The sequence below is a fragment of the Streptomyces sp. NPDC028991 genome (genome assembly GCF_055564775.1).
In genome coordinates this window covers 528,741-550,386 of sequence record NZ_JBVHVP010000001.1, presented here as the reverse complement: position 1 = coordinate 550,386, position 21,646 = coordinate 528,741, and the positions used below count along the sequence as shown (strand labels likewise).

20 protein-coding genes and 1 pseudogene are annotated in these 21,646 nt (G+C 71.1%); 12 read left to right on the top strand and 9 right to left on the bottom strand.

The genetic code is table 11. The annotated features are described in order from the left end of the window. Nucleotide 1: 1 nt before the first annotated feature. Both ACZ4V1_RS02390 and ACZ4V1_RS02385 read right to left on the bottom strand, forming a co-directional pair. Nucleotides 2-1,849, bottom strand: coding sequence for an SCO2524 family protein (locus ACZ4V1_RS02390; protein WP_468328255.1), 1,848 nt, complete (start codon nucleotides 1,847-1,849; stop codon nucleotides 2-4). 54 nt (nucleotides 1,850-1,903) lie between these two features. Further along, the gene (locus ACZ4V1_RS02385) at nucleotides 1,904-2,677 is read right to left on the bottom strand and encodes an SCO2525 family SAM-dependent methyltransferase (protein ID WP_468328253.1); all 774 of its coding nucleotides are present in this window, start codon (nucleotides 2,675-2,677) and stop codon (nucleotides 1,904-1,906) included. 255 nt (nucleotides 2,678-2,932) lie between these two features. On the opposite strand from ACZ4V1_RS02385, the gene ACZ4V1_RS02380 reads away from it, so the two are divergent. Continuing rightward, complete coding sequence (locus tag ACZ4V1_RS02380; protein ID WP_468328251.1) at nucleotides 2,933-3,475, top strand: GNAT family N-acetyltransferase; 543 nt, start codon at nucleotides 2,933-2,935, stop codon at nucleotides 3,473-3,475. Here ACZ4V1_RS02380 and ACZ4V1_RS02375 read toward each other — a convergent pair. After that, nucleotides 3,472-4,167 carry a TerB family tellurite resistance protein gene (locus ACZ4V1_RS02375; RefSeq protein WP_468328249.1) on the bottom strand — a complete coding sequence of 232 codons (696 nt, stop codon included), beginning with the start codon at nucleotides 4,165-4,167 and terminating at the stop codon, nucleotides 3,472-3,474. The genes ACZ4V1_RS02380 and ACZ4V1_RS02375 overlap by 4 nt on opposite strands. Nucleotides 4,168-4,351: 184 nt before the next feature. Further along, complete coding sequence (gene leuA, locus ACZ4V1_RS02370; RefSeq protein ID WP_468328247.1) at nucleotides 4,352-6,073, bottom strand: 2-isopropylmalate synthase; 1,722 nt, start codon at nucleotides 6,071-6,073, stop codon at nucleotides 4,352-4,354. A gap of 351 nt (nucleotides 6,074-6,424) precedes the next feature. Between leuA and ACZ4V1_RS02365 the strand changes: the two genes are divergently transcribed. The 10 genes from ACZ4V1_RS02365 to era all read left to right on the top strand — a co-directional run bounded on the left by ACZ4V1_RS02365 (nucleotide 6,425) and on the right by era (nucleotide 15,968). After that, the gene (locus ACZ4V1_RS02365; RefSeq protein ID WP_468328245.1) at nucleotides 6,425-7,495 is read left to right on the top strand and encodes a M4 family metallopeptidase; all 1,071 of its coding nucleotides are present in this window, start codon (nucleotides 6,425-6,427) and stop codon (nucleotides 7,493-7,495) included. 21 nt (nucleotides 7,496-7,516) lie between these two features. Beyond that, nucleotides 7,517-7,783 carry a protealysin inhibitor emfourin gene (locus ACZ4V1_RS02360; protein WP_468328243.1) on the top strand — a complete coding sequence of 89 codons (267 nt, stop codon included), beginning with the start codon at nucleotides 7,517-7,519 and terminating at the stop codon, nucleotides 7,781-7,783. Between the two features lie 57 nt (nucleotides 7,784-7,840). After that, on the top strand, nucleotides 7,841-9,163 hold the full coding sequence (locus ACZ4V1_RS02355; RefSeq protein ID WP_468328241.1) for a GH1 family beta-glucosidase: 1,323 nt from the start codon (nucleotides 7,841-7,843) through the stop codon (nucleotides 9,161-9,163). A gap of 121 nt (nucleotides 9,164-9,284) precedes the next feature. Continuing rightward, on the top strand, nucleotides 9,285-11,456 hold the full coding sequence (locus ACZ4V1_RS02350; RefSeq protein WP_468328239.1) for a PhoH family protein: 2,172 nt from the start codon (nucleotides 9,285-9,287) through the stop codon (nucleotides 11,454-11,456). A 12-nt stretch (nucleotides 11,457-11,468) separates the two neighbouring features. Next, nucleotides 11,469-11,966: an rRNA maturation RNase YbeY gene (ybeY, locus tag ACZ4V1_RS02345; RefSeq protein WP_468328237.1), complete on the top strand. Its 498-nt coding sequence runs from the start codon at nucleotides 11,469-11,471 to the stop codon at nucleotides 11,964-11,966. Further along, on the top strand, nucleotides 11,963-13,267 hold the full coding sequence (locus ACZ4V1_RS02340; RefSeq protein WP_468328235.1) for a hemolysin family protein: 1,305 nt from the start codon (nucleotides 11,963-11,965) through the stop codon (nucleotides 13,265-13,267). Before ybeY ends, ACZ4V1_RS02340 begins: the two co-directional genes overlap by 4 nt. Next, nucleotides 13,264-13,647 carry an MmcQ/YjbR family DNA-binding protein gene (locus ACZ4V1_RS02335; protein WP_468328233.1) on the top strand — a complete coding sequence of 128 codons (384 nt, stop codon included), beginning with the start codon at nucleotides 13,264-13,266 and terminating at the stop codon, nucleotides 13,645-13,647. Before ACZ4V1_RS02340 ends, ACZ4V1_RS02335 begins: the two co-directional genes overlap by 4 nt. Before the next feature lie 84 nt (nucleotides 13,648-13,731). After that, on the top strand, nucleotides 13,732-14,553 hold the full coding sequence (locus tag ACZ4V1_RS02330) for a helix-turn-helix transcriptional regulator (protein ID WP_468328931.1): 822 nt from the start codon (nucleotides 13,732-13,734) through the stop codon (nucleotides 14,551-14,553). A 37-nt stretch (nucleotides 14,554-14,590) separates the two neighbouring features. After that, entirely contained in the window at nucleotides 14,591-14,944 is a 354-nt protein-coding gene (locus tag ACZ4V1_RS02325; protein WP_468328231.1) for a cytidine deaminase, read from the top strand. 70 nt (nucleotides 14,945-15,014) lie between these two features. Further along, nucleotides 15,015-15,968 (top strand): GTPase Era, encoded by a 954-nt coding sequence (gene era, locus ACZ4V1_RS02320; protein ID WP_193776243.1) that lies wholly within the window; start codon nucleotides 15,015-15,017, stop codon nucleotides 15,966-15,968. Between the two features lie 178 nt (nucleotides 15,969-16,146). Here era and ACZ4V1_RS02315 read toward each other — a convergent pair whose 3' ends face one another. Both ACZ4V1_RS02315 and ACZ4V1_RS02310 read right to left on the bottom strand, forming a co-directional pair. Beyond that, nucleotides 16,147-17,280, bottom strand: coding sequence for a carbohydrate kinase family protein (locus tag ACZ4V1_RS02315; protein WP_468328928.1), 1,134 nt, complete (start codon nucleotides 17,278-17,280; stop codon nucleotides 16,147-16,149). Nucleotides 17,281-17,495: 215 nt separating this feature from the next. Beyond that, a complete protein-coding gene (locus tag ACZ4V1_RS02310) occupies nucleotides 17,496-18,791 on the bottom strand; it encodes a glucarate dehydratase family protein (RefSeq protein ID WP_468328229.1) in 1,296 nt (431 codons plus the stop codon). Nucleotides 18,792-18,924: 133 nt separating this feature from the next. Here ACZ4V1_RS02310 and ACZ4V1_RS02305 point away from each other — a divergent pair. Further along, nucleotides 18,925-19,329, top strand: a pseudogene (locus tag ACZ4V1_RS02305) (MFS transporter); the annotation flags it as partial. A 19-nt stretch (nucleotides 19,330-19,348) separates the two neighbouring features. Here the strand turns inward: ACZ4V1_RS02305 and ACZ4V1_RS02300 are convergent. The 3 genes from ACZ4V1_RS02300 to ACZ4V1_RS02290 are packed head-to-tail and all read right to left on the bottom strand — an operon-like array spanning nucleotide 19,349 to nucleotide 21,628. Continuing rightward, nucleotides 19,349-20,341, bottom strand: coding sequence for an adenosine deaminase (locus tag ACZ4V1_RS02300; RefSeq protein WP_468328227.1), 993 nt, complete (start codon nucleotides 20,339-20,341; stop codon nucleotides 19,349-19,351). Between the two features lie 20 nt (nucleotides 20,342-20,361). Beyond that, a complete protein-coding gene (locus ACZ4V1_RS02295; RefSeq protein WP_468328225.1) occupies nucleotides 20,362-21,267 on the bottom strand; it encodes a ribonuclease Z in 906 nt (301 codons plus the stop codon). 7 nt (nucleotides 21,268-21,274) lie between these two features. Further along, nucleotides 21,275-21,628, bottom strand: a complete 354-nt coding sequence (locus tag ACZ4V1_RS02290; RefSeq protein WP_468328223.1) for a histidine triad nucleotide-binding protein — start codon at nucleotides 21,626-21,628, stop codon at nucleotides 21,275-21,277. Nucleotides 21,629-21,646: the final 18 nt, after the last annotated feature.

Below are 21,646 nucleotides of genomic sequence, written 5' to 3'. Positions count from 1 at the left end.
CTCACACCTCCTGCGCGGCGGCGCCCCTGGCCTGGGCCAGGGTGTCGAGTTCCTGGAGCACGGGCAGGGCCAGGGCGAAGGCGGTGGCGGGCCGGTCGTCGACGAGGCCGCGGGCGTGGTCGAGGCGGCTCTCGATGCTCCGCATGGCCCGGGCTCTGCTGCCGTCGGCGGCCGCGGAGGCCTCCAGTTGCTCCTTGCCGAACAGGTGGGTGGCCTCGCTGAGCAGTTCGCGGGCCAGTTCGGCCAGTTCGGGGCTGCGGATGGGCTGCTGCTCGTACAGGTTGCGGGCGGCGACGAGGCATTCGGTGACGCGCTCGGTGATGCTCCAGGACATGCGCTTGCCGACGTCGTGTGCCTCTGGGAAGACGGCCTGGACGTTGTCCCACAGGCCGGCGCCGTCGTCGTCCTCGTCGATGCGCCGTGACCACAGGTGCTCGAAGGTCTGCTCGGACAGGCGCAGGAGCCGGTCCTGCGCGCCGATGTTCCGGGAGAGTTCGGCGAGTTGGATGCTCCGTTTGAGGAGCTGTGCCGAGAAGTCGGGCATGCGCCACAGCAGTTGCCCGCCGGCGCGCTCGGATCCGGCGAGCGGCATGGTGACGCCCGGGTTGTGCAGCCGGATGGTGGGGTCCCGCCTGGTCATGCGGCTGGTGATCCGGCCGCGGTCGGCGAGGCGCTCCATGACGGCGACGGTGCGGGTGAGGTCGTCGTCGGTCGCCTTGCGGCGGATCAGGTCGTGGACGACGATGGCCGCGACGGTCAGGGAGAAGTACTCGGACTCCAGGCGCAGGCCGGTGGTCTGCCAGGGCAGGTCCTCCAGGGGCCAGCGCTCGGTGCCGAAGCGGGCGATCGCGGACCAGTACTGCTGGCTGAGTTCCCAGCGCAGGCGCAGTGCCTCGGCGAGTTTCTGCTGGTCGGCGTCGAGCAGGCCGAGGGTGAGGGTGCGGTCGGAGAACAGGTCCTGGATGCCGTCGAGGGCGACGACGGTGAAGTACACGTAGGGCAGCCGGTCGGCGATGCCTGCGGGCTGGCCGGGGACCGGGACGCTCAGGTCGGTGATCTGCGGGGCGTCCTGCACGACGCCCCAGGCCCAGCCGCACTCGAAGAGCTGGCTCTCGTCGCGGATGCCCTCGTCGACCTCGATGCCGCGGCTGAGGCTCTCGATGATGGTGGCGCGCAGGGGGCGTAACTTGTGGGAGAACTGCTGGAGGACGGCCCGGTCGGACTGTCTGCCCTGTCCCACGACCTGGATCAGCCGCTTGCCCTGTTCGGACTCGGCGTCGAAGACGTTGACGGTGAAGGAGCGCAGCAGGCTGACCATGGCGGCGGTCAGCCGGGCGTTCGTGGCCTCTCTCAGCTCGGTGATCGCCCTGCGCACCTCGGGGCGGGTCGTGGTGCCCTCGTAGACCTTGAGGAATCCGAGGGTGGCCAGGCAGAGGGTGACGGACATGGAGTAGGAGTCGACCACGCCCAGCTGGCTCTGCTCGTGCGTGATCTCACCGCCGGGTTCGGCGGGCCGGAAGTAGTGTCCGCCGGCGAAGGTGGGACTGTCGTCCGTCCCGGTGTGGGTGCGCATGAACTGGGTCAGCGCGCTGATCAGGTTGGGCGGGATCTCCAGCCGGCTGCCGATCCGCTCGAGGGCGCGCAGGACGTCGCGTTCGGTGGTGTCGGGCTGGTCGAGGCGGAAGGCGGGGACCTCGGTGGCCGGGTACAGCAGGCAGAGCAGGCGTTCGGCGTCGGCGACGCTGCTCAGCCCGTCGGTGTCACCCCACAGGAGTTTCCCGTCGTCGAACGAATGACGGGCCATGGCCTGCCAGATCTCCAGCATGTGCTGGCGTGGCTTGATCTGCATCCCCGCACCCCTCGTACAGATCTCGTTGCCCTGTGTTCAGCATGGTCCCCGTTCCTATGGGGCGGCAACCTCCGAATTGCGCCGCCCCAGGGCGAGGATCATTCCCTCGTGTCCCGGCCGCACCATGTGGTGCAGATCGTGGATTTCCAGCTCTCCGGTGTACGGTTCCAGGCTCTCCCTGACCTGGTCCTCGTTCACCCGGTAGGCCGGGTAGTCGTGTTCGCCCACGCGGTAACCGACCGACTCCTTCATGAAGGCGGCGGCGAACGGCGCGCCCGCGCTGAGCGCGTTCATGAAGCACCGCACTCCCCGGTGGAACTCCTCGGGGCACTCGGACATCGAGTCGGCGACGAAGAACATGGTGCCGATGTCCCAGCGCCGGTGCCCGTGCTCCAGGTCGAAGAGGTTGCCGCGCTCCACCCGGACGATCTCGCTGACCAGGTTCCTCGGTTCGACGGCGCGGTACGCGGGGGACTCGCGCAGCACTTCCCAGAAGGCGTCCCAGGCGGTGTCGTAACCTCCCGGGGAAACCTGCTTCTCCAGGTATTCGACGTTCGGGTGCGCGTATTCCAGCAGGAGCACCTTCTCGCACCACGGCAGCATGGAGAGCGCGGGATAGAGATTCGCACCGGCGCCGACGTCGACGCCACGCACCGAATCCGGGACGCCCCCGGTGAAACAGCGGCCGAAGTAGTCGCGCATCAACCGGACGATCAGCAGATCGACTTGGAGCGGTGTCCGGTAATTGTTGTCGACGTACACCTCTGGATCGAACTTCGACCAAGGTGCGTCGGCGTTGTGATCCATAGTCACCCTGCCGCGTTCCATTCGATTCCGGACAAGCCCCAGTGTCGTGCACGGTAGGCCACCAGGACACGTCGAGACAGCCGGGAACACGCCAGTCCTCTTCCGCCGGGCGCACGTCCGGCGCACCGTCGCACACCCGAACTCGCCCTTGCACGGCGGAAGTTGGAAGCTCACTCTAGCCAGGAGAAGTCACCGGCCGCCACATGGAGGCTCATTCCTTTGTGGGCGGCGCCGGTGTCGTCGAGTTGACGTCCGCATGTCCTGACTGGGGGTGGCATGACCGCCGAACCGCTGGAACGCTCCTTGGACCGCCACGAGCAGCTCACCGGGCCGGATCCGTACCAGGTCGACCGGCCGCTGGTCCTGCGGACGGCACGGGAGTCCGACCTGCCCGAACTGCGGCGGCTCGACGAGGAGGTCTTCCAGGAGGTCGCCTATCCCGGTTTCCTCCTGCGCCAGCTCTTCGACATGTACGAGGAGCACTTCCTGGTACTCGACGACGGCACCGGCCGGCTGCGCGGCTACGTGCTGGCCGCCACGAGGGCGCGCGGCGGGGACAGCTGGATCCTCGGCCTGTGCGTCACCCAGGACCGGCGCCGGCACGGGCTGGGCCGGGAGCTGATGACGGAGGTCCTGACCCGGTTGCGCCGGGACGGCATAGGTGTGGTCCGCCTCACCGTGGAACCCGCCAACCTCGCCGCCATCCTGCTCTACCGCTCCCTGGGCTTCCGTCCCGAGGAACCCGACGGCGGCCTGCGCCCGGACTACTTCGGCCCGGGCATGCACCGCCAGGTCATGCGGCTGGACATTCCCGCCTAGGAGGGCGTGCCCGCCGACTCCAGCAGGCGGGTCACGTCGTCGGAGCAGATGGTGAGGGCCGCGCCGACCGTCGCCAGGGCGTCGCGTTCGGCGGGTGTGTAGGGGCCGTCGGCCAGGGCGATGCGGGCACCCTGGAGCAGGATCGATTCGCGGCCGACGGCGGCGAGGTGCGGGGCCAGCGGGTCCAGCGCCTCGTGCAGCTCTATGGCCAGGCCGGGTACGCAGGGCTCGCCACGGACCCGGCCGGTGTCCGCCTCCAGCGCTTCGACCAGCGCGTTCAGCTGGTCCTCGGTGCAGTCCTCGAAGCCGGCCGCGCGCACCGCGACGGCCGCCGTCTCCAGCGACGTACGCGAGCAGGTGCCGCCGGCGGCCAGGACCGCGAGGGCGACGGTGTGGACGGCGTCGCGGAGCATCGCGGAGAAGCGGGTGGTGGTCGGGTGGTCGAGGACGTCGGTGCCGTAGTGGCGGCGGCAGGCCGCGCACTCGACGGTGGGCGCCGACTCGCCGCGCGGGAGCACGGGGACGCCGAGCAGGGTGAAGCGGCGACGGCCGGTGAGCCGCTGGTAGTTGCGGTCGCCTCCGCAGCCGGGGCAGAAGAACTCGCCGTCGCCGACGGGTGTCCACGCGGTGCGTGTGCCCAGGATGCGCGGCAGCCGGGCAGCTCGGCCGTTTCGTCCCCGTCCAGGCAGCACGTCGCACCTCCGTAACCGCGCGACAGCATCGTCGCGCTTGCGTGATGTTAGCCACATCACGGACGTGGAGTCAGTACCCGGGAAGAGACCTTTCCGTGACCTGCGCACGGAGATGGCCGGTATACGACGGGGCCCCGCCCGCCGTTTTCCGGCGAGCGGGGCCTCAAACCGCCGATTCGGCTGGTCAGCGAGTTGCGCGGTTGACGGCGGAGACGACGGCCTTGAGCGAGGCGCGCGTGGTGTTCGCGTCGATTCCGATGCCCCACAGCACCTTGTCGCCGATGGCGCACTCGATGTAGGAGGCGGCCTGCGCGGAGGCGCCCTCGCTCATCGTGTGCTCCTGGTAGTCCAGCAGGCGTACGTCGATGCCGACGCCCTGCAGCGCGTGGAAGAACGCCGAGATCGGGCCGTTGCCGGTGCCGACCAGGGTGGTCTCCGCGCCGTCGACCGTGGCGTCGACGGTGAGGGTGTCGATGCCGTCGCGGTCGGTCGTGGTCTGGCCGTTGGCGACCTGGATGCGGCCCCAGGGGTTGTCCGGGTTGGGCAGGTACTCGTCCTGGAAGACCTCCCAGATCGCCGTCGGCGTGATCTCGCCGCCCTCGGCGTCGGTCTTGGCCTGGATCAGCTTGGAGAACTCGATCTGCATGCGGCGCGGCAGGTCCAGCTTGTGGTCGTTCTTCAGGACGTAGGCGATGCCGCCCTTGCCGGACTGCGAGTTGACCCGGATGACCGCCTCGTAGGAGCGGCCGACGTCCTTGGGGTCGATCGGCAGGTAGGGGACCGCCCACTCGATGTCGTCGACGGTGACGCCCTTGACCTTCGCGTCGGCCTCCATGGCGTCGAAGCCCTTCTTGATGGCGTCCTGGTGGGAGCCGGAGAAGGACGTGTAGACCAGGTCGCCCACGTACGGGTGGCGCGGGTGGACCTGCATCTGGTTGCAGTACTCCCACGTGCGACGGATCTCGTCGATGTCGGAGAAGTCGATCTGCGGGTCGACGCCCTGGGAGAACAGGTTCATGCCCAGGGTGACCAGGTCCACGTTGCCGGTGCGCTCGCCCTGCCCGAACAGGCAGCCCTCGACGCGGTCGGCGCCGGCCATGACCGCCAGCTCGGCCGCGGCCACCGCCGTACCGCGGTCGTTGTGCGGGTGGACGGACAGCACCACGTGCTCGCGGCGGGAGAGGTTGCGGTGCATCCACTCGAAGCGGTCCGCGTGCGTGGACGGCGTGGAACGCTCCACGGTGGCGGGCAGGTTGAGGATGATCTCGCGGCCGGGACCGGGCTGGTAGGTGTCCATCACCGCCTCGCAGACCTCCAGGGCGAAGTCCAGCTCGGTGTCGGTGAAGATCTCGGGGCTGTACTGGTAGCCGAACTCCGTCTCGGGGCCCAGCAGCTTCTCCGCGTACTCCATGACCAGGCGGGTGCCGTCCACGGCGATCTGCTTGATGTCGTCGCGCGAGCCGCGGAAGACGACCCGGCGGAAGACCGGGGCGGTCGCGTTGTACAGGTGGACGGTGGCCCTCTTGGCGCCTTGCAGGGACTCGACCGTGCGCTCGATCAGGTCCTCGCGGGCCTGGGTCAGTACGGAGATCGTCACGTCGTCGGGGATGGCGTCCGGGTCCTCGATGATCGACCGTACGAAGTCGAAGTCGGTCTGGCCGGAGGCCGGGAAGCCGACCTCGATCTCCTTGTAGCCCATCTTGACCAGCAGGTCGAACATCGCGCGCTTGCGGGCGGGCGACATGGGGTCGATCAGCGCCTGGTTGCCGTCGCGCAGGTCGGTGGAGAGCCAGCGGGGGGCGGTGGTGATGCGCCGGTTCGGCCAGGTGCGGTCGGGGATGTCGACCTGCTCGTACCCGCGGTACTTGGCGGTCGGCATGGAAGTGGGCTGCTGGCGGTTGGCCATGATGGCGTGGGCTCCTCGTGATGTCCGCGGTGTGCGCGACGTCCGCGACGTCCGCGTGTTCCGGAAGGACGGCCGACGGCACCACCAAGCTCCGCGGGGAGGGAGTCGGCCTCTACAGGCCCTCGCCGCGGCAGCTAAGGAGAAGCAGCCCGAAACGCATGATGCCCAGCACCCTAGCCGAGTCACGCCGGTCACGCGGGTCCGTATCAGTATGCGGGACCACGGAGGGAATCGGGACAAAAAGTGCCGTATACCACTCGCGACTCACCACGGGGCCGTCTTGGCGCCGCTTTTCACCAATCGTGGTTGCGGGTGGTGACAGCAACATCACACAGTGCAAGGGTGCCGGACATGACGACATACGGGGGCTTCGAGCCCGTCTTCTGCACCATCGTGCCGCCCCACGTCCTCGACAAGCTCGCCCAGCACGAGGACCCCGTGCTCGCCGGACCCGCCCGCCGGACCCTCCAGCGCGACGCCTTCGAGCGCACCCACCGCTCGCTGACCACGGTCATCGGCGCCCCTGCCGTCGCCCCGCGGGCCGGCGCCGGGCCCGGGCAGCCGCAGCGCACGGTCTTCGACGCCCGGCACGGCACCGACCTGCCGGGCAAGAAGGTGCGCGGCGAGGGCGAGGAGCCCGGCAAGGACGCCACCGTGAACCGCGCCTACGCGGGACTCGGGGCCACCTTCGAGCACTTCCTGAAGGTGTACGGGCGCGACTCCATCGACGGCGCCGGACTGCCGCTGGACGCGACCGTGCACTACGACCGCGAGTACAACAACGCCTTCTGGAACGGCGAGCAGATGGTCTTCGGCGACGGGGACGGGGAGATCTTCCTCGACTTCACCCTCCCCCTCGACGTCATCGGCCACGAGCTGACCCACGGCGTCACCCAGCACACCGCCAACCTGACCTACTACGGCCAGCCCGGCGCCCTCAACGAGTCGGTCTCCGACGTCTTCGGCGCCCTCATCAAGCAGTACTCGCTCGGCCAGACCGCCGCCGAGGCCGACTGGCTGATCGGCGCCGGGCTGCTCGCCCCGCGCGTGACGGGAGTCGCGCTGCGCTCCATGAAGGCGCCGGGCACGGCGTACGACGACGACGTCCTCGGCAAGGACCCGCAGCCCGCGACGATGGACGACTTCGTCCGCACCGGCCGCGACAACGGCGGCGTCCACATCAACTCCGGCATCCCCAACCACGCCTTCCACCTCGTCGCCACCGCGCTCGGCGGGCACGCCTGGGAGCGGGCGGGACAGGTCTGGTACGACGTGCTGACCGGCGGCGAGCTGGCGCAGGACGCGCTGTTCGCGGACTTCGCGACACTGACCGTGAAGGCCGCCCGGGAGCGCTACGGCGACGCCGAGGAACTGGAGGCGGTACGCAAGGCCTGGGAGCAGGTCGGGGTGCGCACGCTGTAGTTCCGTACTAGACACGGACCCATGCGGATTCAGGTGAGGCGCACAGGAGGCTTCGCGGGCATCGAACGCCACGCGGAGATCGACACCGCGGGACGCCCCGACGCGGACGAGTGGCACGCCCTGGCGCAGCGGGCGGCCGCCGACGGCCGGGGCACGCCGCCCGTCGGGGTGCCGGACGGCTTCAGCTACCAGATCACCGTGGACGGGAGGACGGTGTACGCCGCCGATCCCCGGCTGACGGACGAGCAGCGGCGGCTGATCTCGCGGGTACTGAAGGAGGGTGCGTAACGCCGTCGCCGGGCAGGGGCGTTGACTTCCCTCACGGGCGGTACGGATGATCCGCGCATGGCGACTGATCCGAGCACGGTGACGAACCCGGTACCCCGGTTCCCGGACGGCTTCCTGTGGGGCGTGTCGACCTCGGCGCACCAGATCGAGGGCGCGGCCGAGACGCGGGGACCGTCCGTGTGGGACGTCTTCACGTCCGAGCCGGGACGGGTGAAGGACGGCTCGACGGCGGCGGTGGCCTGCGACCACTACCACCGCTACCGCGAGGACGTGGCGCTGCTGGCGGACCTGGGCGTGGACGCGTACCGCTTCTCGGTCTCCTGGCCGCGGGTGGACTCCCCCGGTGGCCTCGACTTCTACGACCGGCTGGTCGACGAACTGTGCGCGGCGGGCATCCGGCCGGTGCCGACGCTCTTCCACTGGGATCTGCCGGTGGGCCTGGACTGGCTGGAACGGGACACGGCGTCGCGTTTCGCGGAGTACGTGACGCGGGTCGCGGACCGGCTCGGCGACCGCGTCGGCAAGTGGATCACCCTGAACGAGCCCGCCGAGCACACCCTGCTGGGCCACGCCCTCGGCGCGCACGCCCCCGGCCGGGAGCTGCTGTTCGGCGCCCTGCCGGTGGCCCACCACCAGCTGCTCGCGCACGGCCTGGCGGTACGGGCCCTGCGCGCGTCCGGCGCCGCCGACATCGGGATCGCCAACTCGCACGGTCCGACCTGGCCGGCGTCGGACGAGGCGGCCGACCGGGAGGCGGCGGACTTCCACGACGTCCTCCTGAACCGCCTGTTCGCCGACCCGGTGCTGACCGGGCGGTACCCGGACGGCGTCGGGGAGCTGATGCCGGGGGACGTCCAGGCCGACCTGGAGGTCATCGCCGAGCCGCTGGACTGGTACGGCGTGAACTACTACGCGCCGACCCGGGTGGGCGCCCCGCAGGGTGCGGAGACCGAGTCCGGGGGCCTGACGCTCCCCGCGGAACTGCCCTTCTCGGTGCGCGAGATCGAGGGCCGGCCGCTGACCGACTTCGGCTGGCCCGTCGTCCCCGAGGGGCTGACGGAGCTGCTCACCGGCTTCCGCGACCGCTACGGCGACCGGCTCCCGCCCGTCGTCATCACCGAGAACGGCTGCTCCTACGACGGGCTCGACGACCAGGACCGCATCACCTACCTCGACGGGCACGTCCGCGCCCTGCACCGGGCGCTGGAGGCGGGCGTGGACGTGCGCGGCTACTTCGTGTGGTCGCTGCTGGACAACTTCGAGTGGGCGGAGGGGTACGCGCGCCGGTTCGGGCTGGTGCACGTCGACTTCGCCACGCAGAAGCGCACGCCCAAGGCGTCGTACGGCTGGTTCCGGGAGATGGTCCGCGCCCAGCGGTGAGCGCCGGTCGGATAAAAGCCTCGGCGCTGTCGGCGGGGAGTCGTACGCTGGAGGGAGCAGAGCACACCCGTCACGCGGCACACGCCGTAGAGGAGGACGAGCAGGCCTAGAGCGCCGGCCCATGACTCAGACACCCTCAGCTCAGCCCCCCGCGCAGGGACAGGCGAGAGCACGCATCGCCGTTCCCGCCCAGCACCCGATGGTGACCGTACTGGGCTCCGGAGACTCACTCCTGCGCGTGATCGAGAAGGCCTTCCCGGCGGCCGACATCCACGTCCGGGGAAACGAGATCAGCGCGGTCGGCGACACCCATGACGTCGCCCTCGTACAGCGCGTGTTCGACGAGATGATGCTGGTGCTCCGCACCGGACAGCCGATGACGGAGGACGCAGTGGAACGCTCGATCGCCATGCTCAAGGCGAGCGAGAACGGGGAGAGCGACGGCCAGGAGACCCCGGCCGAGGTGCTCACACAGAACATCCTGTCCTCTCGCGGCCGCACGATCCGCCCCAAGACGCTGAACCAGAAGCGGTACGTCGACGCGATCGACAAGCACACCATCGTCTTCGGCATCGGCCCCGCGGGCACCGGAAAGACCTACCTGGCGATGGCCAAGGCGGTGCAGGCCCTGCAGTCCAAGCAGGTCAACCGCATCATCCTGACCCGCCCGGCGGTCGAGGCAGGCGAGCGGCTCGGCTTCCTGCCGGGCACGCTCTACGAGAAGATCGACCCGTATCTGCGCCCGCTGTACGACGCGCTGCACGACATGCTCGACCCGGACTCGATCCCGCGGCTGATGGCGGCGGGGACGATCGAGGTCGCGCCGCTGGCGTACATGAGGGGCAGAAGCCAGCCGCTCTTCACGAACGTCCTCACGCCTGACGGCTGGCGCCCCATCGGCGACCTCCAGGTCGGTGACCTGGTCGTCGGCTCGAACGGCGAGCCGACCCCGGTCCTCGGTGTCTATCCGCAGGGCGAGCGGGACGTCTACCGCGTCACCGCTCAGGACGGCTCCTGGACCCTGTGCTGCGGCGAGCACCTGTGGACGGTCCGTACCGCCTCCGACAAGCGCCGCGGCGAACCGTGGCGTGTCCTCGAGACCCAGGAGATGATCGGCAACCTGCGGGCGGCCCACGCGCGACGGTATGAGCTGCCCCTGCTCACGGCACCGGTGCAGCTTCCCGAGCGTGAGGTTCCCATGGACCCGTACGCGCTGGGCCTACTGCTCGGTGACGGGTGCCTGACGGGCTCCACCACACCCTCCTCCGCCACAGAGGACGCCACAGAGGACGAGGAACTGGCACGCGCTCTGGAGGCCGTGCTGCCAGGTGTCAAGGCCCGGCACCGTGGTGGCCCGGACCACGTACTCAACCGGATCAAGGCTCCCGGGGACGTCATCACCGTGGAGAACCCGGTCACCCGAGTTCTGCGCGAACTGGACCTGCTGCGTACCCGGTCCCACAGCAAGTTCATCCCGGACGACTACCTCGGCAATTCCGCCGATGTCCGGCTGGCGGTGCTCCAGGGCCTGCTCGACGCCGACGGGAGCCCGGTCACCCAGAAGGACGGGTCCTGCCGCATCCAGTACACGACGACCTCGGTCCTGCTGCGTGACGACGTGATCTCGCTGGTGAGATCGCTGGGCGGAGTGGCGCACACGCGTCGCCGCCCTGCCGAGGGCCGTAGGCCGGGCCTCGCGAAGAGCCGCGAGGTCGCTCACCGCCATGACGCCCACATCATCGACATCCGGCTCCCGGAAGGCATCGAACCTTTCCGGCTGGCCCGCAAGCGCGACATGTACCACGCGGCCGGAGGCGGCGGACGTCCGATGCGGTTCATCGACAGCATCGAGCCCGCGGGGCGGGAGGAGACCGTCTGCATCCAGGTGGCGGCCGAGGACTCGCTGTACGTCACGCAGGACTACCTGCTGACACACAACACCCTCAATGACGCCTTCATCATCCTGGACGAGGCCCAGAACACCAGCCCCGAGCAGATGAAGATGTTCCTGACCCGCCTTGGCTTCGACTCGAAGATCGTGATCACGGGTGACGTGACGCAGGTCGACCTGCCCGGCGGCACCAAGTCCGGTCTGCGGCAGGTGCAGGACATCCTGGAGGGCGTCGACGACGTCCACTTCTCCCGGCTGTCGTCCCAGGACGTCGTCCGGCACAAGCTGGTGGGCCGTATCGTCGACGCGTACGAGCAGTACGACAGCAGGAACGGCACCGAGAACGGCGGCCACAACGGCGGCCGTGCGCCCAGGCACGGTGCCAAGGCCAAGGGGAAGTAGACCAGCACGACCATGTCGATCGACGTCAACAACGAGTCCGGAACCGAGGTCGACGAGCAGGCGATCCTCGACATCGCCCGCCACGCCCTCGCGCGGATGCGCATCCACCCGCTCTCCGAGCTCTCGGTGATCGTCGTGGACGCCGACGCCATGGAGCAGCTCCACATCCAGTGGATGGACCTGCCGGGTCCGACGGATGTCATGTCCTTCCCGATGGACGAGCTGCGTCCGCCGGCGAAGGACGAGGACGAGCCGCCGCAGGGGCTGCTCGGCGACATCGTGCTCTGCCCGGAGGTCGCCGCCAGGCAGGGCACCGAGGCACCGACGCAGCACTCCATGGACGAGGAGCTCCAGTTGCTCACCGTCCACGGGGTGCTGCACCTGCTCGGCTACGACCACGAGGAGCCGGACGAGAAGGCCGAGATGTTCGGCCTCCAGGCCGCCATCGTGGACGGCTGGCGTGCGGAGAAGGGCCTGACCGGCCCGTCCCCGGCCCCGACCGTCTCATGAGCCTCCCGCTAATCGCCGGCGCGGTCGCCCTGGTCGTGATCGCCTGGCTCGCCGCGTGCGCGGAGGCGGGGCTCGCGAGGGTCTCCAGCTTCCGCGCCGAGGAGGCGGTACGGTCCGGGCGGCGCGGCGCCGAGAAGCTCGCCAAGGTCGCCGCCGACCCGACGCGCTACCTCAACGTGGCGCTGCTGGTCCGCGTCGCCTGCGAGATGTCGGCCGCCGCGCTGGTCACGTACGCCTGTCTGAAGCAGTTCGACGGCACCGGCGAGGCGCTGGCGATCGCCATCGCGGTCATGGTGCTCGTCTCCTACGTCGCCGTCGGGGTCTCCCCGCGCACCATCGGACGCCAGCACCCGCTGAACACGGCGACCGCGGCGGCGTACATCCTGGTGCCGCTGGCCCGGATCATGGGCCCGGTCCCGTCGCTGCTCATCCTCATCGGCAACGCCCTCACCCCCGGCAAGGGCTTCCGCCGCGGCCCCTTCGCCTCCGAGGCCGAGCTGCGCGCGCTGGTCGACTACGCCGAGAAGGAGTCCCTGATCGAGGCCGAGGAGCGCCGCATGGTGCACTCGGTGTTCGAGCTGGGCGACACGCTGGTGCGGGAGGTCATGGTCCCGCGCACCGACCTCGTCGTCATCGAGCGCTACAAGACCATCCGGCAGGCGCTCACCCTCGCCCTGCGCTCCGGTTTCTCGCGGATACCGGTCACCGGTGACAGCGAGGACGACATCGTCGGCATCGTGTACCTGAAGGACCTGGTCCGCAGGACGCACATCAGCCGGGACGCGGAGAGCGACCTCGTCTCCACGGCGATGCGCCCGGCGTTCTTCGTGCCCGACACCAAGAACGCCGGTGACCTGCTGCGCGAGATGCAGAAGGAGCGCAACCACGTCGCCGTCGTCATCGACGAGTACGGCGGCACGGCGGGCATCGTCACCATCGAGGACATCCTGGAGGAGATCGTCGGCGAGATCACCGACGAGTACGACCGGGAGCTGCCTCCCGTCGAGGAACTGGGCGAGGACCGCTTCCGGGTCACCGCCCGCCTCGACATCGGCGACCTGGGCGAGCTGTACGGCCTGGAGGAGTTCGACGACGAGGACGTGGAGACCGTGGGCGGTCTGCTGGCGAAGGCGCTCGGCCGGGTGCCGATCGCCGGGGCCTCGTCGATCGTGGAGCTGCCGGACGGCCGCGAGCTGCGGCTGACGGCGGAGGCCGCGGCGGGCCGCCGGAACAAGATCGTGACGGTGCTGGTGGAGCCGGTGGGCGCGGTGAAGCGCGCCGAGGAGGCCGTGTCGGAATGACCCCCGGGGAACTGCGCGACTTCTGTCTGTCCTTCGACGCCGCGGTGGAGGACTTCCCCTTCAGCCCCGAGATCTCGGTCTTCAAGGTGCTGGGCAAGATGTTCGCGCTGTCCTTCCTGGACGCGCGCCCCCTCACCGTCAACCTGAAGTGCGACCCGGACGACGCGATCCGGCTGCGGGCCGGCCACCCGGGTCTGATCGTGCCGGGCTGGCACATGAACAAGCGGCACTGGAACACGGTGACCGTGGACGGCGGACCCGACGGCGAACCCGGTGGCGGGCTCCCGGACCGGGTCGTCCGGGAGCTGGTCGAGGACTCGTACGATCTGGTGGTCGCCGGCCTACCGCGCGCGGACAGGCTTCGCCTCGACCGTCCCTGAGCGCCCGGCCCGGACGTGATCGCGCGGACCGAGGCGGCGGCGACGGGCAGCGACCGTCGCCGCAGTGAGCTGCGGGAGTTCCTGATGAGCCGGCGGGCCCGGGTCTCCCCGGCCGAGGTCGGCCTGCCGGACGGCGGGGCACGGCGCCGGACGCCGGGACTGCGCCGCGAGGAGGTGGCCGTACTCGCCGGGGTGGGCGCCTCCTGGTACCAGTGGCTGGAGCAGGGCCGCGACATCTCCGTCTCCCCGCAGGTCCTGGACGCCGTGGCCCGGGTGCTGCGGCTCAGCAACGCCGAACGCCGTCATCTGTACGTGCTGGCCGGGCTGAACCCGCCGGCGCCCGAGGTGGAGCCGGCGAAGCGGGACATGTGCGAGGGGCTGCGGCGGCTGATCGACACGTGGATGCCGTATCCGGCGCACATCATGGACCGGTACTACAACTGCGTGATGTACAACGACGCGGCGGCGACGGTGCTGGGCATGCGGCCCGGGACGACGTGGAACTGCATCGTCGACTTCTTCACCGACCCCCTCTACCGCGTCCGTGCCCGGAGCTGGGAGGAGAACGCGCGCACGGTCGTCGCCCAGTTCCGTGCCACCTGCGCGGCCAATCCCGACGACGAGGGCTTCCAGCAGGTGCTGACGGACCTGACGGCGGCCAGCGGCGAGTTCGCGGCGCTGTGGGAGGAGCGGGACATCGAGGACGCCGGGCAGATCCGCAAGGAGCTGGACCATCCGCTGGTCGGGCTGCTCAGCCTGGAGTCGACGGCGCTGAAGGTACCGGCGCGGCCCGATCTGACGATCGTGCTGCACACGCCGCTGGACGAGGCGAACAGCGCGGCGAAGCTGGAGTGGCTGGCCTCGCCGGAGGGCCGGCGCGGGGCGATGTACCCGGTGGCGGGGTGACCGGCCCGCGGTCGGCGGTGCTACGTATGCTCGCCTCATGACCGAGACTCCCGCCCTCGACCCCGAGGACCGCAAGATCGTGACCCTGGCCCGTTCCGCGCGGGCCCGCAACGGTGTGCCCGAGGGCGCGGCCGTACGCGACGAGACCGGCCGTACCTACGTCGCCGGGACCGTCGGCCTGGATTCGCTGCGGCTCAGCGCGCTGCGGACGGCGGTGGCGATGGCGGTGGCGTCCGGCGCGAAGTCGCTGGAGGCGGCGGCCGTCGTGACGGAGGCCGAATCGGCGTCGGAGGAGGACCGGGCGGCGGTGCGGGACCTGGGCGGCCCCGGAACGCCGGTTCTCGTCGCCGGGCCGGACGGCACGGTGCGCGACACGGTACGCGCGGGCTGACCCGGGTGTCGCGGGCCCGGTGGGCGACCGTGGTACGGCGGGGCTTCGACGATCAGGGACAATGGGCGCCATGAGCGTTCGTACCCAGTCATCCGAAGAGTCGGCCGAGGCTGTCCACAGGGCCGGTTTCGCCTGCTTCGTGGGCCGCCCCAACGCGGGCAAGTCCACCCTCACGAACGCTCTGGTCGGGCAGAAGGTGGCGATCACCTCGAACCGTCCGCAGACGACCCGGCACACCGTGCGGGGCATCGTGCACCGCCCGGAGGCGCAGCTGATCCTGGTGGACACCCCGGGGCTGCACAAGCCGCGCACGCTGCTGGGCGAGCGGCTCAACGACGTCGTGCGGACGACGTGGGCCGAGGTGGACGTCATCGGCTTCTGCCTGCCGGCCAACGAGAAGCTGGGCCCCGGCGACCGCTTCATCGCCAAGGAACTGGCCGGGATCAAGAAGACCCCGAAGGTCGCGATCGTCACCAAGACCGACCTGGTGGACTCCAAGACCCTGGCCGAGCAGCTGATCGCGATCGATCAGCTCGGCCAGGAGCTGGGGATCACCTGGGCGGAGATCGTCCCGGTGTCGGCCACCGCCAACCAGCAGGTCGACCTGCTCGCGGACCTGCTGACCCCGCTGCTGCCCGAGGGCCCCGCGCTCTACCCCGAGGGTGACCTGACCGACGAGCCCGAGCAGGTCATGGTCGCCGAGCTGATCCGGGAGGCCGCGCTGGAGGGCGTACGGGACGAGCTGCCGCACTCCATCGCGGTGGTCGTCGAGGAGATGCTCCCGCGCGAGGACCGCCCCGCCGACAAGCCGCTCCTGGACATCCACGCCAACGTCTTCATCGAGCGCCCCAGCCAGAAGGGCATCATCATCGGCCCCAAGGGCAAGCGCCTGAAGGACGTGGGCATCAAGTCCCGCAAGCAGATCGAGGCGCTGCTCGGCACGCCTGTCTTCCTCGATCTGCACGTGAAGGTCGCCAAGGACTGGCAGCGCGACCCGAAACAGCTGCGGCGGCTCGGGTTCTGAGACCGCCCGGCAGCCTCCCGGCCCCACGTCCCGGACCCGACCCGACACGCCGGCCATGCGGCCGCAGCCGCACATGGACCCAGCCTCGATCTGCACGTGAACGTCGCCAAGGACTGGCAGCGCGACCCGAAGCAGCCGCGGCGGCTCGGGTTCTGAGCCTTCCGGGGAGCGGGTCCGGTCAGCCCGGGGGGCGGAAGCCGATGGTCGGGACGGCGCGGCGCAGGGGCCACGGTGCCACCAGGTCGGCCGGGACCAGGTCCGCGAGGAAAGCGTAGCGGCGCAGGGCCGTCGGGTCCTGGCCCTCGACGGACTGGACCTTGCGCCACCAGGTGGCGATCTCGCACCAGCCGGGCGCCGACAGCGAGCCGCCGAACTCCTGGACGGAGAGGGCGGCGGTCAGCCCGGCGAAGGCCAGGCGGTCGGCCAGCGGCCAGCCGGCCAGGGTGCCGGTGACGAATCCGGCGACGAAGACGTCCCCGGCACCGGTCGGGTCCAGGGCCTCGACCTCGATGGCCGGAACCTCGGCGCTCTCCCCCGTACGCCGGTCCACCGCGTAGGCGCCGTCCGCGCCGAGGGTGACCACGGCGAGCGGCACGTGCTCGGTCAGGGCGTGCGCGGCGGCGCGCGGGCAGGTGGCGCCGGTGTAGCGCATGGCCTCCTCCGCGTTCGGCAGGAAGGCCTCGCAGTGCGCGAGGTCGGGCAGCCCGGCCAGGTCCCAGGCGCCGGTGTCGTCCCAGCCGACGTCCGCGAAGACGCGGGTGCCGCGCGCGGCGGCCTGGGCGATCCAGGGGGCGCGGACGCCGGGTGTGAGGGAGGCGACGGCGGCACGCGCGCGGGGCGGGCAGTCGGGGGACGGTTCCTCGGGCGGCGGCTCGTGGCCGTGGGAGACCATCGTGCGCTCGCCCTCGTACGCCATCGAGACCGTCACTGGCGAGTGCCAGCCGGGCACGGTGCGCGAGGGGGTCAGGTCGATGCCCTCGCCCTGTGCGAGGGCGTCCCAGCAGTAGTCGCCGTAGTGGTCGTCGCCGAAGGCCGCGGCCAGCGAGGTGCGCAGCCCGAGGCGGGCCAGCGCGGTCGCCATGTTCGCCACGCCGCCGGGGCTCGACCCCATCCCCCGTGCCCAGGACTCGGTCCCGCGCACGGGTGCGGAGTCCAGCCCGGTGAAGACGACGTCGAGGAAGACGGTGCCCGTCAGGTACACGTCCCAGGGCGGGTCCTGCGGTGTGCGCAGGGCGGCGAGGGGATCGACCTGGGGACGGTGGTGCGATCCCTCGTCCGGGACGTGGCGGTGTGTTCTCTCGGCGGCCGGCATGACGGGCATGGCGGGCACGCCGGACGCGGTGGACACGGTGGACGCTGTCACGGTGCGCTCCCTGGCATGGTGCGGACCCCGCCAGTGTGCACCACGCCACTGACAACCCGACGGCGTCGGGGCCGGTGGCACCGGAGCGCGGCCGCCGCGGCCGCCGCCGCCGAGGACTGGCACTCCGGGCAGGGCGCGCAGCCGCTCGGCAGCGGTGCGGCCGGTTACCAGCGCGGGACGGGAGGCGCCACCCACTCCGGGTCGGCGACCCGCATGGCGGCCGCGTCGTCGCGGTCCCGGAGCGTGCCGTCGTCGTCGAGCCAGCGGCGGTGGAGGAACTCCAGCCGGTCCCGGTCGAGTTCGACGCCGAGGCCGGGCGCGTCGGAGACGGTGACGCTGCCGCCGTCGAAGGTGAGCCGTTCGGTGAGCACGTCCTCGGACTGCCAGGGGTAGTGGGAGTCGCAGGCGTGGTGGAGGTCCGGGACGGTGGCCGCCACGTGGGTCATGGCGGCGAGGCTGATGCCCAGGTGGGTGTTGGAGTGCATGGAGATCCCGACGCCGAAGGTGCGGCAGACGGCGGCGAGTTGCTGGGTGTTGCGCAGCCCGCCCCAGTAGTGGTGGTCCGAGAGCACGACCTGCACGGCGCCCGTCGTGAACGCCTCCTGGATCTCGGCGAACGTCGTCACACACATGTTGGTCGCGAGCGGCACCCCGGTCCTCGCGGCGACCTCCGCCATGGCCGGGGCGCCGAGCGCGGGGTCCTCCAGGTACTCCAGGACGTCGGCGAGTTCCGCGGCGACCTTGAGGGAGGTCTCCACGGACCAGGCGCCGTTGGGGTCCAGGCGCAGCGGGCGGCCGGGGAAGGCCTCGGCGAGCGCCCTGATCGCGGCGATCTCCTCCTCGGGCGGGAAGACGCCGCCCTTGAGTTTGAAGGAGGCGAAGCCGTACCGCTCGGCGAAGGTACGGGCCTGGGCGACGATCCCGGCCGGGTCGACGGCGGCGCCCCAGTCGTCCCGCTCGCTCGCCACGCCCGCCGGATGGCCGGCCCACTTGTAGAAGAGGTACGCGCTGTACTCGACGGCGTCGCGCACCTTGCCGCCCAGCAGCGCGTGCACGGGCAGGCCGAGCGCCTTGCCGAGGGCGTCGAGGCAGGCGACCTCGAAGCCGGAGACGACGGACAGGCGGAGCTTGTCGGCGGTCTGGACACCGCGCAGTCCGCCGACGTCCACCCGTCCGGAGACCCGGGAGGCGTCGACGGCCACCTCGTCCGCGGTCGTGAACAGGCCGTTGAGGTCGCAGACCTGTCGGCCGACCAGTCCCGCGGCGAGCGGGCGGGCCAGTTCCAGGTACTTGGCGTCGCCGTAGGTCTCGCCGATCCCGGTGATCCCGTCGGCGGTCTCCACCTCGATGATCAGGCGGGGGGTGTACGGCTGGTGGACGCCCTGCGTGTTGAGCAGGGGCGGGTCGGCGACCAGGACCGGCGTGAGGCGGACGTCGGCGATGGCGAGATCGCGGGTCACAGGGCTGCTCCTACGAGGTCGGTCCGGAACCGTCTCTGTATGTAAATGGCATCCACGTATGGAGTTGGAGATTAGGCAGGCGGGCGGGAGCCGTCAATGGGGCGGGGAGATCCGCGCGAGACGCGAGCACCCCGCCTCGCTCGGCCCGCGCGGCCGCCGGGCGGTCCTCGTCGGGTCGGCGTCCTCGCTGGGCACGGCGGCCGGGCCGCTGACCGGCAGTGTGCTGTCGGCGCAGGCCGGCCACCCGGTGATGGGCCTGGTCCTCGGCGCCGGTCCGCTGCTGGTCGCCGTCCCGATGACGGCCGTCGCCCTGCACACCGGCGGGCGCCCGCTGCTGCCCGGCGCGATCCGCCGCCGCGGTGGCACCCCGGCCGCCCTGGTCGCCGCCGCCACCGGCACGCCCAGCGGTGCGGTACCGGAGGCCGGCGCCACGGAGCAGCCGGCCGTGGAGATCGGCATGGCCGCCCCCGCCGTCCCGGTCCAGCGCGACTACGACACGGCGGGACCCCGGGCGGCCGCGGCCGCACCGGGGTCCGGGACGGGCCGAGCCGGGCCGGCTACCCGAACTCGTACGCCTCCACCTCGGCCAGGTAGCGCGCCCGCAGTTCCTCCTCGTCCTCCAGGAAGGAGGCGAGGAAGGAGTTGCGGGCGAGCTGCCGCAGCCGCTCCTCGGTGAGGCCCAGGGCCTCGCGTACGGCGTCGAAGTTGTCGCCCGCGTAGCCGCCGAAGTAGGCCGGGTCGTCGGAGTTCACCGTGCACATGAGACCCGCGTCGAGCATCGCGGGCAGCGGGTGGCCGGCGAGGGTGTCGACCGTGCGCAGCCGGACGTTGGACAGCGGGCACAGGGTGAGCGGGACGCGCTCGCGCACCAGCCGCTCGACCAGCGCGGGGTCCTCGACCGAGCGCAGGCCGTGGTCGATCCGTTCGACGCCGAGGACGTCCAGGGCCTCGACGACGTACTCCGGCGGCCCCTCCTCGCCCGCGTGCGCGACCCTGCGCAGCCCGAGGGCGGCGGCGGCCTCGTACACCTCGCGGAACTTGACGGGCGGGTGGCCGACCTCGGCGGAGTCCAGGCCGACGCCGGTGATCCGGTCGAGGTACGGCTTCGCGGCGTCGAGGGTCGCGAGCGCCGACTCGGCGGACTCGTCGCGCAGGAAGCACATGATCAGCCGGGTGGAGACGCCGTGGTTGTCGCGGCCGGCGCTCAGCGCCCGCCACAGGCCCTCCACGACCGTGCCCATCCCCACCCCCCGGGCGAGGTGCGCCTGCGGGTCGAAGAAGATCTCCGCGTGCCGCACGCCCTGCGCGGCGGCGCGGGCGAGGTAGGCGTTCGCGAGGTCCTCGAAGTCCCGCTCGGTGCGCAGGACGGCCATGAGTTCGTAGTACAGGTTCAGGAAGGACTGGAGGTCCTCGAACCGGTACGCCTCGCGCAGCGCGTCCGTGTCCGCGTACGGCAGGGACACGCCGTTGCGGGCGGCCAGCTCGAAGGCCAGCTCCGGCTCCAGGGTGCCTTCGATGTGGAGGTGCAGTTCAGCTTTGGGCAAGGGCATCAGAGAATCGTACGACCGGTTTACCGACGTTTCGGAAGCGGGACTCGGAGGAGGTCGTGGGCCACGGTCAGCTCCCCCTCGTAACCGGCCGCCCGCGCCTGCCGCTCGAACTCCTCCGGGTCCGGGTAGCGCTGGCTGAAGTGGGTGAGGACCAGGTGCCGTACGCCCGCGTCGCGGGCCACCCGCGCCGCCTGGCCCGCGGTGAGGTGGCCGTGGTCGGTGGCGAGGGGCTCGTCCTCGTCCAGGAACGTGGACTCGATGACCAGCAGGTCGCAGCCCTCGGCGAGCGCGTGCACGCCCTCGCACAGCCGGGTGTCCATGACGAACGCGAACCGCTGCCCGCGCCGGATCTCGCTGACCTCGTCGAGCGGCACGCCGTTCAGCGAGCCCTCGCGCTGGATGCGGCCCACGTCGGGGCCCTCGATGCCGTGCGCGGCGAGGCGATCGGGCAGCATGCGGCGGCCGTCGGGCTCGGTGAGGCGGTAGCCGTACGACTCGACGGGGTGGGAGAGCTTGCGGGCGTCCAGGGTGTAGGCGGGGGTGACCGCGAGGGCGCCGTCGGTGGCGACCGGGGCCTCGGTGAGGGCGACCGTCTCGCGGTAGGCGGTGGCGTACCGCAGGCGCTCGAAGAAGCGCCGGCCGGAGCGCGGGTAGTGGGCGGTGATCTCGTGCGGGACCTGGTCGAGGTTGATGCGCTGGATGACGCCGGCGAGGCCGAGGCTGTGGTCGCCGTGGAAGTGCGTGACGCAGATCCGGTTCAGGTCGTGGGCGGCGACCCCGGCGCGCAGCATCTGGCGCTGCGTGCCCTCGCCGGGGTCGAACAGGATGCCCTCGCCGTCCCAGCGCAGCAGGTAGCCGTTGTGGTTGCGGTGCCGGGTCGGGACCTGGCTGGCGGTGCCGAGGACCACCAGTTCGCGTACGGACACGGGATGCCTATCCGGGAGGCCATTCGAGGCCGCGGCCGCCGAGGACGTGGGCGTGGGCGTGCCAGACGGTCTGGCCCGCGCCGGTGCCGGTGTTGAAGATCGTGCGGTAGCTGTCCAGCTTCTCCTGGTCGGCGACCGCCTGGGTCTCGCGCAGGACGTCCGCGGCGATCTCCGGGGCGCCGGCGGCGAGGGCGGCGGCGTCCCGGTGGTGGGCCTTGGGGATCACCAGGACGTGGGTGGGCGCCTGGGGGTTTATGTCCCGGAAGGCGACGGTCGTGTCCGTCTCGCGGACGATCGTCGCGGGGATCTGGCCTGCGACGATCTTGCAGAACAGGCAGTCGTCCTGTGGTTCCCCCGTCATGGGGCTCTCCTCACGCCG